This window comes from Nocardia sp. NPDC019219 (assembly GCF_040632645.1).
GTDB classification, from domain to species: Bacteria; Actinomycetota; Actinomycetes; order Mycobacteriales; family Mycobacteriaceae; genus Nocardia; species Nocardia sputorum.
In genome coordinates, this window is the sequence record NZ_JBEYCG010000001.1 from 210,510 (window position 1) to 223,601 (window position 13,092).

The 13,092-nt window shown below is 69.2% G+C and carries 10 protein-coding genes; 7 read left to right on the forward strand and 3 right to left on the reverse strand.

Annotation, left to right across the window (positions count from 1 at the left end):
* Positions 1–44 precede the first annotated feature (44 nt).
* Positions 45–716: a class I SAM-dependent methyltransferase gene (locus tag ABZ552_RS01010; RefSeq protein WP_281876220.1), complete on the forward strand. Its 672-nt coding sequence runs from the start codon at positions 45–47 to the stop codon at positions 714–716.
* Between the two features lie 4 nt (positions 717–720).
* Here the strand turns inward: ABZ552_RS01010 and ABZ552_RS01015 are convergent, their stop codons facing one another.
* Positions 721–1,311 carry an alpha/beta family hydrolase gene (locus ABZ552_RS01015; RefSeq protein ID WP_281916340.1) on the reverse strand — a complete coding sequence of 197 codons (591 nt, stop codon included), beginning with the start codon at positions 1,309–1,311 and terminating at the stop codon, positions 721–723.
* A gap of 631 nt (positions 1,312–1,942) precedes the next feature.
* Here ABZ552_RS01015 and ABZ552_RS01020 point away from each other — a divergent pair.
* The 3 genes from ABZ552_RS01020 to ABZ552_RS01030 all read left to right on the forward strand — a co-directional run bounded on the left by ABZ552_RS01020 (position 1,943) and on the right by ABZ552_RS01030 (position 5,910).
* Positions 1,943–3,778 (forward strand): acyl-CoA dehydrogenase, encoded by a 1,836-nt coding sequence (locus tag ABZ552_RS01020; protein WP_281916339.1) that lies wholly within the window; start codon positions 1,943–1,945, stop codon positions 3,776–3,778.
* Between the two features lie 256 nt (positions 3,779–4,034).
* On the forward strand, positions 4,035–4,787 hold the full coding sequence (locus ABZ552_RS01025) for a helix-turn-helix domain-containing protein (RefSeq protein WP_281876223.1): 753 nt from the start codon (positions 4,035–4,037) through the stop codon (positions 4,785–4,787).
* 37 nt (positions 4,788–4,824) lie between these two features.
* On the forward strand, positions 4,825–5,910 hold the full coding sequence (locus ABZ552_RS01030) for a DUF4185 domain-containing protein (protein WP_357435115.1): 1,086 nt from the start codon (positions 4,825–4,827) through the stop codon (positions 5,908–5,910).
* Between the two features lie 65 nt (positions 5,911–5,975).
* On the opposite strand, the gene ABZ552_RS01035 is transcribed toward ABZ552_RS01030, so the two are convergent.
* On the reverse strand, positions 5,976–7,646 hold the full coding sequence (locus tag ABZ552_RS01035) for a VanW family protein (RefSeq protein ID WP_357435117.1): 1,671 nt from the start codon (positions 7,644–7,646) through the stop codon (positions 5,976–5,978).
* Positions 7,647–8,185: 539 nt separating this feature from the next.
* Here ABZ552_RS01035 and gnd point away from each other — a divergent pair.
* A complete protein-coding gene (gene gnd / locus ABZ552_RS01040; protein WP_281881197.1) occupies positions 8,186–9,214 on the forward strand; it encodes a phosphogluconate dehydrogenase (NAD(+)-dependent, decarboxylating) in 1,029 nt (342 codons plus the stop codon).
* A 60-nt stretch (positions 9,215–9,274) separates the two neighbouring features.
* Here gnd and ABZ552_RS01045 read toward each other — a convergent pair whose 3' ends face one another.
* Positions 9,275–10,597: an acetyl-CoA C-acetyltransferase gene (locus tag ABZ552_RS01045; RefSeq protein ID WP_281876226.1), complete on the reverse strand. Its 1,323-nt coding sequence runs from the start codon at positions 10,595–10,597 to the stop codon at positions 9,275–9,277.
* A gap of 211 nt (positions 10,598–10,808) precedes the next feature.
* On the opposite strand from ABZ552_RS01045, the gene ABZ552_RS01050 reads away from it, so the two are divergent.
* A complete protein-coding gene (locus ABZ552_RS01050; RefSeq protein WP_159846233.1) occupies positions 10,809–12,167 on the forward strand; it encodes a 3-oxoacyl-ACP reductase in 1,359 nt (452 codons plus the stop codon).
* Positions 12,164–13,054: a MaoC/PaaZ C-terminal domain-containing protein gene (locus ABZ552_RS01055; protein WP_281916335.1), complete on the forward strand. Its 891-nt coding sequence runs from the start codon at positions 12,164–12,166 to the stop codon at positions 13,052–13,054. The genes ABZ552_RS01050 and ABZ552_RS01055 overlap by 4 nt, the downstream gene beginning before the upstream one ends.
* Positions 13,055–13,092: the final 38 nt, after the last annotated feature.

A 13,092-nucleotide genomic window follows, 5' to 3' on the forward strand; every position in this document is an offset into this window, starting at 1 on the left:
GGCAACCCCCGGAGTACGGGCCGCGCGATCAATAGACTCGAGATATGGACGCGGCCGACTGGGACGAGCGCTACGCGCAAACGGAATTGGTCTGGGGCGCACCGCCGAACAACACCGTGGTGGAGCACGTCTACGGGTTGGAACGCCGTGCGCCCCTGCAGACCACACCCGAGGGCGAGGCGCCGGAGCTCCCCCGCGCGCTCGACTTGGCGTGCGGGGAGGGCCGCAACGCCCTGTGGCTCGCCACGCACGGCTGGCAGGTGCACGCCGTCGACTACTCCCAAGTGGGCATCGACAAGGGCCGCACCGTGGCCTCGCGCCTGTCCCGCTCGGTCCGCAGTCGCATCACCTGGCAGTGCGCCGACGTCACGGACCTGGACGAGGCAGGGATCACCGGGCCGTTCGAGCTGGTGTTGATGGTCTTCCTGCACCTGCCCGCGCAGCCGCGCCGCGCGCTGGTCCGCAAGGCGGCCGGCCTGCTCGCTCCGGAGGGCACCTTGCTCGTGCTCGGCCACGACACCACCAACATCACCGACGGCTGCGGCGGGCCGCAGGACCCGGCCATCCTCTTCACTCCCGACGACATCGTCGCCGATCTCGGCCCCCTGGCGGCGGCGAGCCAGGTGCGCGTGCGCCTCGCCGACCGCGTCTACCGGCCCACCGAAACGGGCGACGCGATCGACGCATTGGTCATCGCCACCCGCCCGGCCGAGTAGGGATTCAGGACCAGCGCTCCAGCCAGGGGGTGACGGTCTCGGCGATCAGGTCGAACCCGGCACGGAACGCGTGCGGTTGTCCCGGGATGACGCGGACCTCCGCGGCGTCGGCGGGATCGGGAATGCCGAACGGGTCGTTGGCTCCGTTGACGACCACCACCTCGATGCCGCCGGGAGCGAGTAGTTCGTCCCGGCGCGAGTTCTCCGGCTTGCCCGGCGGATGCAACGGGAACGAGAGCGCGAGCACACCTCGGGCCCGTGCCGCGACCGCCGTCCGGCAGGCAACCCGAGCCCCGTTGCTGCGCCCGCCCTGAATCAACGGAATGCGCTTGCGCCCGCGCAACTGAGCGACGACCTCCAGCCACGCCTCGTCCTGCTTGACCGCCGACCCCGGCGCCCGCCGCCCCGCAACCCGATACGGCTGCACCACCCGCGCGACCCCGCCCCCCAACCGCAGCGCGGCATCCCGCACCGCGAGCAGGTCCTTCGCCTCCACCCCACCACCCGCGCCATGCGTGAGCAGCAGCAGAAACGCGGGCCTACGCGGCTGTTCGAGCTCGACCTCAGCCGGCCCGGCACTCGTCTCGATCAGCATTGAAGTCATTCTGCCGCGCCGGTTCCACATCACCCGCGAAGCCGCACCGCCGCTGCCGACTATCGACCTGCCCAAACGCGCCGTCCGGCTCTAGATCCCTGGCCGTCACACCGTGCGGCGGAACCACCACCAGTCCGGCTCGCTCGTCTTTCGCAAGGGCCGACCGCACCGCATCCCGCCCATCGGCAGCCGAGCAGAACCGCAAGCACCGATCGACTCGAGAGCGCCCGATGCTACCTATACCGAGTACCGAGGTCGGATGCCTGCACGTCGGGCACACCTCGACCCCGTCTTCCGAGCGAAGCGAGACCGAGCATCCGCCGTTCGCGGCCCGGCTCGCGTTCGAGTGGCCGCCGCGTAAGCGACGAAGGAGCAAGCGGCGGTCGCTCGAACGCGAGTCATAAGGGGGCCGCGAACACGCCGCGCGAAGGCGCGGCAAATCAAACACTGTAAAACGCGTCACATTGCCTGCTCAGCTCTTTGCGCAGTCATTACCGGCCGGTAATATGTTGCATAAGTTACCCGCGAGTAGCATGCGGAAAACCGGCACGACTACCCCGGTGGAGCGAACAACGGGCGGGAACGGCAACCATACCGACCGCACCAACTCAACGGAGAGTGAGTACTGACAATGGGTCACTACAAGAGCAACGTCCGCGACCTGGAGTTCAACCTCTTCGAGGTTCTCGGCCTCGGGTCGATCCTGGACAGCGGCGCCTACGGCGATCTCGACACGGACACCGTGAAGGAGATGCTCAACGAGGTGCGTCGCCTGGCCGAGGGTCCGCTCGGTGAGTCGTTCGCCGACGCCGACCGCAACCCGCCGGTCTTCGACCCCGAGAACCACACGGTCACACTGCCGGAGTCGTTCAAGAAGAGCTACCGCACCCTGCAGGACGGCGGCTGGGACAAGCTGGGCATCGCCGAGGAGCTCGGCGGCCTGCCGATCCCGCGCGCGGCCTACTGGGCCGTCGCCGAGCTGATCCTGGGCGCGCAGCCGGCCGCCTTCATGTACGCCGCAGGCCCCGGCTTCGCGAACATCTTTTACAACAACGCCACCGACGAGCAGAAGAAGTGGGCGCAGATCGCCGCCGAGCAGGGCTGGGGCGCCACCATGGTGCTGACCGAGCCCGACGCCGGTTCCGACGTGGGCGCCGGCCGCACCAAGGCGATCAAGCAGGAAGACGGCTCCTGGCACATCGAGGGCGTCAAGCGGTTCATCACCTCCGCCGACTCCGACGACCTGTTCCCGAACATCATGCACCTGGTGCTGGCCCGCCCCGAGGGCGCCGGGCCGGGCACCAAGGGCCTGTCGCTGTTCTTCGTGCCGAAGTTCCACTTCGACCACGAGACCGGTGAGCTGGGCGAGCGCAACGGCGTCTTCGTCACCAACGTCGAGCACAAGATGGGCCTGAAGGTCTCGGCCACCTGTGAGGTCACCTTCGGCGGCCACGGCATCCCGGCCAAGGGCTGGCTGGTCGGCGAGGTGCACAACGGCATCGCGCAGATGTTCGAGGTCATCGAGCACGCCCGCATGATGGTGGGCACCAAGGCCATCGCGACCCTGTCGACCGGTTACCTGAACGCGCGGGACTACGCCAAGGAGCGGGTCCAGGGCGCCGACCTGACCAAGATGACCGACAAGGCCGCGCCCCGCGTGACCATCACCCACCACCCGGACGTCCGTCGTTCGCTGGCCACCCAGAAGGCGTACGCCGAGGGCCTGCGCGCGGTGTACCTGTACACCGCCGCCCACCAGAACGCCGATGTGGCGCAGCTGGTCTCGGGCGCGGACGCGGACCTGGCCGCGCGGGTCAACGACCTGCTGCTGCCGATCGTCAAGGGCGTCGGATCCGAGCGGGCCTACCAGTACCTGACCGAGTCGCTGCAGACGCTGGGCGGTTCCGGCTTCCTGCAGGACTACCCGATCGAGCAGTACATCCGCGACGCGAAGATCGACTCGCTCTACGAGGGCACCACCGCCATCCAGGCGCAGGACTTCTTCTTCCGCAAGATCGCCCGTGACCGCGGCGTCGCGCTGGCCCACGTGGCCGGCCAGGTGCAGAAGTTCATCGACGCCGAGGCAGGCAACGGCCGCCTGAAGGGCGAGCGCAAGCTGCTGGCCACGGCGCTGGAGGACGTGCAGGCCATGGCCGCCACGCTCACCGGCCACCTGATGGGCGCCCAGGAGCAGCCGAGCGAGCTGTACAAGGTCGGCCTGGGTTCGGTGCGCTTCCTGCTCTCCGTCGGTGACCTGCTCATCGGCTGGCAGCTGCTGCGCCAGGCCGAGGTCGCCATCGCGGCCCTGGACAACGGCGCGACCGGCGCCGACGAGGCGTTCTACCACGGCAAGATCGCGGTCGCCCAGTTCTTCGCCCGCAACATCCTGCCGGAGCTGACCGCCACCCGCGCGGTGCTGTCCAACCTGGACAACGACATCATGGAGCTGGACGAAGCCGCGTTCTGACGCGCGCCCGCCCGCCTCGATGACGCGGTAGTCCGTCCGCAGACAGCGGCCGGGCCGAGCGACGGCGAGCCAGCCGCATACGGCACGACGGCCCGGAGATCTTCTCCGGGCCGTCGTCGTCTAGATTTGTCGTTTCGTGACGTTCGATCACCGCTCGGCGCCGATTCTCTCCGGTAGATTGCGTGCTCCCGGGGGGCAACAGGAACCTCCCGCTTCACACAGCTCGACACTTGACATGTCGGCAGAGGTGCCCGAGGTGACGCGCATCGCAACTGGCATCGGCGCTTATCTGCGCGAACGACGCCTCGCCGCGGGGCTGACCGCCGCCCATCTCGCGGCGCGCGCGGGGCTCACCGAGGCCGGGCTGGACCAGATCGAAACCGGGGCGGTAGCGCCGAATCACCCACTGCTGCAGCGTCTGTTCGACGCGCTCGAGGTGCCGATCTGGTACCGCAAGCACATCGTCGCGCTGACCCAGCCGAGCTTCTTCGCGGCGGCCTACGGACCCGGCCCCGACGTGCCGACTCCGGACGACCAGGCCGACCTGCACAGCCTTCCCGACCCGGCCTGCTATCAGCGGATGCCCACGCAGGATCTGGTGGAGGCCAATTCCGCCTATCAGCGCGTGTTCCCGGGTGCGGTCGCCCGAGGGAACGTGCTGGAGTGGATGTTCCTCGACGCGGCGGCCCGGCGGGTGATGGTGGACTGGGCCGTGGAGGCGCACCTGCTCGTCGACGCCTTCCGCTTCCTGTCCCCCCTCGCGCCGCGCGAGCGCGTCGAGCAGATCGCCGAACGTTGCCGCCGCTCCCCCGATTGGGACCGCATGTGGACCACCGAAGTCAGCGCCGCGGACATCCCGCGCCGCCGATTGCGGGTGCGCGAGCTCGCCACGGGCCGGGTCCGCACGATGAGCATGCGGGTCTACAGCCCCGAACTCCCGGAACGCCCGTGGTGGCTTTTCCGGCTGGTGACGATCGGCCGAACGCCCGAGGCTCGGGCGCGGATGTAGGCGACAGCGCGACGGCGAGCGGGCAGAATGACCCAGCATGAGCCGATCGCTGTCCGCCCTCGCCCGAACCGGCGCGCTCGCCGCGGTCCTCGCGGTGGCCGCGGCCGCGCCCGCCGGAGCCGACCCGAACAACGTCATCCCGATCCCGGCCCTCAACGGCATTCACGGCCTGCCCCAACTGCCCGGACCGACCGAAGCGGTGTTCCAGGTGACCGGCATGGACAGCCCGAATCGCACGCAGAGCGTCAACGTGCTCGGCACCGACCTCGGCATCATGTGGGACGACGGCAACGGCCGGATGATCACCGCCTTCGGCGACAGCGCGGGTCTGGGCGTCCCCAATCTTCTCGCGGGCAGCATCTGGGCTTGGACCAGCAACGTGTTGTTCCGCAGTTCTTCGCACGACCCGGCCAAGGGCATCCTCTTCGACGACGTGGTCCCGAACCCGCTGCCGAGTCCCAAGATCCCGGGCATCGAGATCAGCCTGATCCCCACCGCGGGCATCGCGGTGGGCGGTGTGCAGTACATGAGCCTGATGTCGGTCCGCGAATGGGGCGACCACGGGAAGTGGAACACCAACTTCGCCACCCTGGCCGCCTCCGGTGACGGCGGCACCACCTGGACGCAACTCACCCACACCCGCCGGGCCAACGTCGACGGCCACGAGAACTTCCAGCAGAACGCCTTCCTGAAAGCGGGCGGCTACGTCTACCGCTACGGCACCCCCGCGGGCCGCAACAACCCCGGCTTCGTCTCTCGGGCTAAGGAATCCGATATCGCGAATATCGACGCCTACGAATACTGGGACGGCAAGGAGTGGAAGCCCACCGACGCCAAGACCGCGGCACCGATCGTCGGCGGCGTCGCCGAGCTCTCGGTGATGTGGAACGACTACCTCGGCCAGTACGTCATGCTGACCACGGATCCGGCCAACAGCGTCGTCCTGCGCACCGCCCCCGCGCCGGAAGGGCCGTGGAGCGAACCCCGCGTCCTGATCGACGCCCGCGCCCTCCCCACCGCGTACGCGCCCATGATCTACCCCTACCAGACCGGCCGCGATCTGTATTTCCTGGTCACGCAGCACACCCAGTACAACGTGCTGCTGATGAAGACACCGCTGTGAGAATTGCGAGAGTCCGCCCGTCCGGCGTGTGACAGGGCGGACTCTCGCTCACGGAGGTTACGTCCTCACTCGCACTTCACGACCGGGATCGGGTCGTACTTCACCGTGCGGGTCTTGCGGGAGACTTCGCGGCCCGTTTTGCGGTCGGTGATGACGCGGGTGTCGGAGATGGTGAAGCCCGGGGCGCCCTCGGAAGCGATGCAGTCCTTGCCCTTGGGCAGGGTGATGGTGTTGGGCTCGGTCGGTTTGGTCTTCTCGCCGGTGATGGATTCGACGTCGACCGTCTTGGTGCCCCACAGTCGGACGGTGATATCCGTGCTGGTCGCGACGGTTTCGATGTAGATGCCGGTGGGGGTGTTGTTGCGGAACTTCAGGTCGATCGCGCCGTCGAACACGGTGGCTTCGCGGGCGGCGGGATAGCGGGAGATGTAGTAGCTGTGCTCGGTGTGGCCCGCGTCCTCGAGGCCGGCGAAATAGGCCGCGTTGTAGAGGGTGGTGGCGAACTGGCTGATGCCGCCGCCGACCGCCGTGCTCGGGCGGCCGTGGTCGATGATGCCGGATTCGACGTAGCCCTCGGCGGTGCCCCGGGGACCGGTGAACTCGTTGAGCGAGAACGTTTCTCCCGGCTTCACGATCGCGCCGTCGACCTTCTTGGCCACCGTGCGGATGTTGACCCCGGAGGGACCGCTGAAACCGCCGGTGGTGAACGAGCCGACGGGCTCGATCACGCCGAGCCCCTGCGCGGCCTCGGTGGTCAGTTTCGGTTCGATCCGCTCGTAGACCACCTGGGCGGTCCGCTCGCCCGGCGCGACCAGCAGCCCGGTGAACTGTTCGAAGGTCTTCGGCCAGTTGATCTTGTCGCCGACCACGGCGGGCACGACCGACGGCTTGCCGCCCGACACCGCGAACGTCGCGTCCTTCGGCTCGACCTCCGTGCCGGCCAGCTGCGGCGCGAGCAGACCGATCGCGGCGTCCTGATTCACCGACACGGCCAGACCGCCCTGCCCGTCCGGGCCGAAGGCGAGGACGGACGCGATCTGCTCGGGATCGAGTTTGCCCGAGCCGCCCTTGCCCGCGAACGAGATCGGCGCGCGCACGGCGGGCTCGGCGACCTCGCGCAGGGCTTTGTCCACGGCCTCCGGGCGCACCTGCAACGGCGCGGGGACGACGGGCAGGTCCACCGTGGTCCCGGTGACCCACCGGTCGGCCAATTCCGTACGCGCGGCGGCGACGTCGAGGACCCGCCCCGGAACGGGAGGTACGGCAACAGGTCTGGCCTTGTCGAAGGTGACGGTGCCGTCGACCGAAGCCCGGTCGTGCACCCGCAACTCGGTGAGCTGACGATCCAGCGCCGGTTCGTCGATCGCGCTGACGATCGACACGTCGCGGGTGGTGACGAAGGAAGCGAGCCGGGTGAACGGATTCAGCGGCTGGGAGCCGATCCGCGACCAGGTGGCGTCCCAGTCCACGCCCAGTCCGGCAGCGCTCGGCACGATGCGGGTCTGCACGTCGCCGATGCGCAGCGGCAGCTCCCGCCCCGCCCTCGGCTCGAGTTCGGCACGCAGCCGCGCATCGGCGGCGGAGGTGTCCATGCCGCCCACCTCGACGCCCGCCACGACAGTGCCGCGCGGCACCTCGCCCGAGGACATCACCAAGTCCACCACGTAGCCGAGACCCGCGACCGCGAGCACGGCGCCGACCGCGATACCCGCCCGGCGCACGGTCGCGCTGTCCAAGCGCTTCGGCGGCGGAGTGGAGACCGGGCGACGCGCGGGCGCACGGCGGGGTGCGGGCGGCGCGGGCCGTCGCCGGGTAGTTTGCAGAGGTTGAGTGAGCTGTTCGTCGCCGCTCCAGGCGACCGACCGGTCCGATCCTTGGGGGCGCTCGGCCCCGAGGAGCTGGCGCCATCCGACTTCGCCCCCTGGCTGTGGGCCGCGTCCTCCGGTGCTCGGCTGGCTCGTCACGAACCGTCCTCCCCGTTCGATTGAATTGTGGACCCGCGCCGATGCGAGTCCCCACCAACATAGTGGTCCCCGCCGACAGCGATCGGCACAGCTCGGGCATAACGCACATTCCGAGCGGGGAACCGGGTACACCACACAAAGAGGCCCGCGCAGTTGCCGGGTCGGGGGTCTGGCAACTGCGCGGAGCCGACCTGTTTATCGGGTCTCCGCGAGCGGCGTTACATCCGCGCGCCGAACCGTGACCGATCCCACGCGGGAGAATCGAGACGACCCCGCCGCAAGACTTCGCATACACGAGGGAGATGGATGGCATGCAGCTGGGAATGATCGGCCTCGGCCGGATGGGCGCGAACATCGTGCGTCGCGTCGTCGGGGACGGACACACCGCCGTCGGATACGAGCGTCACTCCGCGCACATCGACGAATTGCGCGCGGAGCTCGGGGACCGCTTCCGCGGGAGCACCGACCTCACCGAATTCGTCGGCATGCTCGAGACGCCGCGCGTGGTGTGGGTGATGATCCCGGCCGGCGCGACCGGGGCGGTGATCGACCAGGTCGCCGAGCTGCTCGAACCGGGCGACATCGTCATCGACGGCGGCAACAGCCGCTACCACGAGGACCTCGCGCGCGCCGAACGGTTGAAGCCCGCGGGCATTCATTACGTCGACATCGGCACCTCGGGCGGGGTGTTCGGCCTGACTCGCGGTTTCTGCCTGATGATCGGCGGCGAGTCCGAGCCGGTGAAGCACCTGGACCCGCTGCTGAAATCCATCGCGCCGGGCCTCGAGTCGGCGGAACGGACACCGGGACGCACCGGCGAGCCGTCCACGGCCGAGCTGGGTTATCTGCACTGCGGGCCGGTGGGGGCGGGCCACTTCGTGAAGATGGTGCACAACGGCATCGAGTACGGGGCGATGGCCGCCTACGCCGAAGGGTTGAACATCTTGCGGCGGGCCAACTATGGGGCCGAGCACACCGGCGAATTCTCCGCGGAGGAGACGCCGCTGGAGCATCCCGAGTACTACCAGTACGACCTGGATGTGCCCGAGATCACCGAAGTATGGCGTCGAGGGTCGGTGGTCGCGTCCTGGCTGCTCGACCTGACGGCGGCCGCCCTGCACGCGGATCCGAACCTGGATTCCTACAGCGGCCGGGTGTCCGACTCGGGCGAGGGCCGCTGGACGATCGACGCGGCCATCGACACCGGTGTGCCCGTGCCCGTGTTGTCGTCCGCCTTGTTCGCGCGCTTCTCCTCGCGGGGCGAAGCGCTGTACGCGGACAAAGTGCTCTCGGCGATGCGCAAAGCCTTCGGCGGGCACATCGAGCTCCCCGGCAAATAGGCGGCGGAAACACAAGGGTGGTCCGGCCGGAATTCCGACCGGACCGCCCTCGTGCGCGACTCAGCGCTCGAGGATGGCGACCACGCCCTGGCCGCCCGCGGCGCAGATGGAGATCAGCGCGCGGCCGGAGCCCTTCTCCGCCAGCAGCTTCGCGGTGGAGGCCACGATGCGGCCGCCGGTGGCGGCGAACGGGTGACCCGCGGCCAGCGACGAGCCGTTGACGTTCAGCTTGCTGCGATCGATCGAGCCGAGCGCGCCGTCGAGACCCAGGCGCTCCTTGCAGTAGGCGTCGGACTCCCAGGCGGCCAGGGTGGCCAGCACCACCGAGGCGAAGGCCTCGTGGATCTCGTAGTAGTCGAAGTCCTGCAAGGTCAGGCCGTTGCGGGCGAGCAGGCGCGGCACCGCGTAGGTCGGCGCCATCAGCAGACCGTCGGGGCCGTGGATGTAGTCGACCGCCGCGACCTCACTGTCGACCAGGTGGGCCAGCACCGGCAGGTTGCGCTCGGCCGCCCACTCCTCGCTGGACAGCAGCACCGCGGAGGCGCCGTCGGTCAGCGGGGTGGAGTTGCCCGCGGTCATGGTCGCGTCGCCCGCCTTGACCCCGAAGACCGGCTTCAGCGTCGCCAGCTTCTCGATCGAGGAGTTCGGCCGCAGGTTGTCGTCGCGGGTCAGGCCGAGGAACGGCGTGATCAGGTCGTCGAAGAAGCCGCGGTCGTAGGCGGCCGCCATGTTCTTGTGCGACAGGTAGGCCAGCTCGTCCTGGGCTTCGCGCGGGATGCCGAATTCCTTGGCGGTGATGGCGGCGTGCTCGCCCATGGACAAGCCGGTGCGCGGCTCGGCGTTGCGCGGGATCTCGATGCCGAGCATGCTCGGGCGCAGCTGGCCGACCAGCTTGAGACGGTCCTTGTTCGTCTTGGCGCGGTTGGCGTCGAGCATCCACTCGCGCATGCCCTCGCTCACGCCGATCGGGGCGTCGGAGGTGGTGTCGGTGCCGCCGCCCACGCCCGCTTCGATCCGGCCCGCCGCGATCGCGTCGCCGACGGTGACGATCGCCTGCAGGCCGGTGCCGCAGGCCAGCTGCAGGTCGTGCGCCGGGGTGTAGGGGCTGAGCTTGCTGCCGAGGACGCTCTCCCGGATCAGGCCGTGCTCGCCGACCCGCTTGAGCACCGCGCCGCCCGCGACCATGCCGAGCCGCTCGCCCTGCAGGCCGAAACGGCTGACCAGCCCGTCCAGCGCGGCGGTGAACATGTCCTGGTTGGAGGCGTGCGCGTACGCCTTGTCGGAGCGAGCGAACGGAATCCGGTTGCCGCCCACGATCGCGACCGGACGGGTGGTCTTACCGGTCTTGGCGGTGTTCTTCGCCGAACGGGCTTTGCTAGTCACTCGAGTCTCCAAGGTCTCGTGGATGGGTGTCCCGGCGGCCCGGTCGAGCGCGGACATTCCGCGCTGCTCGGCGCCCCGTCGCGGTTGTTTACATTAAACTTACTCTGGAGTAAGTTTAATGTCGACACGTACCCCCGCAAAAGTGCGCGAGCAGACCACGCCGGGGCGATACCCCAGACCCGAGAGACAGAACTCAGAAAAGGTAGGAATAGTGGCAGCCAGCAAGAGCAAGGGTGCTCCCAACCTCTATGGATCGTTCGTACACTCCGCGCCTGGCGCGTTCCTGGCCGGCAAGCTCGGCCTTCCGAAGCCGGAGACGCTGCGCCGCTACGTCAAGGGCGAGCCGCCGCTGTCCGGGCCGGTGCTGATCGGCGGCAAGGGCCGGGTCGCCGAGCCGGTGCGCGCCCTGCTGTCGGACTACACCTTCGCCGACGCGCTGAGCCAGGGCACCAAGTACGGCGCCCTGGTGTTCGACGCCACCGGCATCGGCACCATCGAAGACCTCTCCCAGCTGTTCGAGTTCTTCCAGCCCGCCCTGCGCAGCCTCACCCCGTCCGGCCGGATCGTGGTCATCGGCACCACCCCGGAGCTGGCTTCCGGCGTGGACGAGCAGATCGCGCAGCGCGCGCTCGAGGGCTTCACCCGCTCGGTGGCAAAGGAACTGCTGCGGGGCTCCACCGCTCAGCTGGTCTACCTGCACCCGGAGGCGTCCGCCACGGCGACCGGCCTGGAGTCGACCCTGCGCTTCCTGCTCTCGGCCAAGTCAGCGTTCGTCGACGGCCAGGTCATCCGGGTCGGCAAGGACGACGCGAGCGCCCCCGCCGACTGGGACCGCCCGCTCGACGGCAAGGTCGCGGTGGTGACCGGCGCGGCGCGCGGCATCGGCGCGACCATCGCCGAGGTGTTCGCCCGGGACGGCGCCCAGGTGATCGTCGCCGACATCCCGGCCGCGGGCGAGGCGCTGTCGCAGACCGCGAACAAGGTGGGCGGCACCGCGCTCGCGCTCGACGTGACCGCGCCCGACGCGGCGGAGAAGCTGGCCGAGTTCGCCACCGAGCGTTTCGGCGGCATCGACATCATCGTGCACAACGCGGGCATCACCCGCGACAAGCTGCTGGCGAACATGGACGAGGGCCGGTGGAACGCGGTCATCAACGTGAATCTCGCCGCGCCGCACCGGATCACCGAGGGCCTGGTGGCCAGGGGCGCGCTGAAGGAGGGCGGCCGCGTGATCGACGTGTCCTCGATCGCGGGCATCGCGGGCAACCGCGGGCAGACCAACTACGGCGCTTCCAAGGCGGGCGTCATCGGCATGGTGAACGCCGAGGCGCCGAAGCTGGCGGAGAAGAACATCACCATCAACGCCGTCGCGCCCGGTTTCATCGAGACCGCCATGACCGCCGCCATCCCGTTGGCCACCCGCGAGGCCGGGCGGCTGATGAGTTCGCTGCTGCAGGGCGGCCAGACCGTGGACGTCGCCGAGACCATCGCCTACTTCGCGAGCCCGGCGTCGAACGCGGTGACCGGCAACGTCGTGCGGGTCTGCGGGCAGAGCCTGATCGGAGCATGATGACCCAGGCTCCGGCAGGCAAGGAGAAGACCCAGGTGATCAGCCTCACCGAACCGCCGAAGAACAGCCGCCTGTTCGTCAAGGCCGCGCTCGGCGCCGTGCCGCTGCTGTCGGCGCGCAAGCCGACGCTGCCGGACCGGGCGGTGCAGCTCGAGGGGCTGCGGGTCGATCCGGAACATCTGGCCGCCTACTGCCGCGCGACCGGTCTGCGGTTCGGCGACGCGCTCCCGCTGACCTATCCGTTCATCCTCACCTTCCCACTGGCCATGCAGCTGGTGGTGGCGCGGGACTTCCCGTTCGTCGCGGTGGGCGCGGTGCACGCGCAGAACGTCATCGAGCGCAGCCGGGAGATCTCGGTGAGCGAGCCGTTGGACATTCGCACGCACATCGAGAATCTGCGTGAGCACCCCAAGGGTCTGCTCGTGGACGCGATCAGCGACATCAAGGTGGGCCGGGAGCAGGTCTGGCACCAGGTGACCACGTTCCTGCACCAGCAGCGCACCTCGCTGTCGGGCGGGCCGAAGCAGGAGCCGAAGCCGGACGAGGTTCCGCCGCCGCCGCTGCGCACGCTGCGGGTGGATCAGAAGACGATCACCCGGTACGCGGCCGCGTCGGGCGACCACAACCCGATCCATACGTCGGCGCTGGGCGCCAAGGCATTCGGCTTCCCACGGTCGATCGCCCACGGCATGTGGTCGGCGGCGACCGTTCTCGGCGCGGTCGAGGGCCGCATTCCGGAGCAGACCACCTACTCGGTCAAGTTCGGAAAGCCGATCCTGCTGCCCTCCACCGTCAACCTGTATGCCGATCAGGCCGAAGGCGGGTGGGATCTGGCGCTGCGCCACCCGAAGAAGGGATACCCGCATCTGACGGCGACCCTGCGCTGAGCGGAACCGGAGCCGCACCCGATTCGCGAATCGGGTGC

Coding starts and splice junctions, on each gene's coding strand:
- ABZ552_RS01010 (WP_281876220.1), top strand. CDS start 45: ATGGACGCGGCCGACTGGGACGAGCGCTACGCGCAAACGGAATTGGTC.
- ABZ552_RS01015 (WP_281916340.1), bottom strand. CDS start 1,311: ATGCTGATCGAGACGAGTGCCGGGCCGGCTGAGGTCGAGCTCGAACAG.
- ABZ552_RS01020 (WP_281916339.1), top strand. CDS start 1,943: ATGGGTCACTACAAGAGCAACGTCCGCGACCTGGAGTTCAACCTCTTC.
- ABZ552_RS01030 (WP_357435115.1), top strand. CDS start 4,825: ATGAGCCGATCGCTGTCCGCCCTCGCCCGAACCGGCGCGCTCGCCGCG.
- gnd (WP_281881197.1), top strand. CDS start 8,186: ATGCAGCTGGGAATGATCGGCCTCGGCCGGATGGGCGCGAACATCGTG.
- ABZ552_RS01055 (WP_281916335.1), top strand. CDS start 12,164: ATGATGACCCAGGCTCCGGCAGGCAAGGAGAAGACCCAGGTGATCAGC.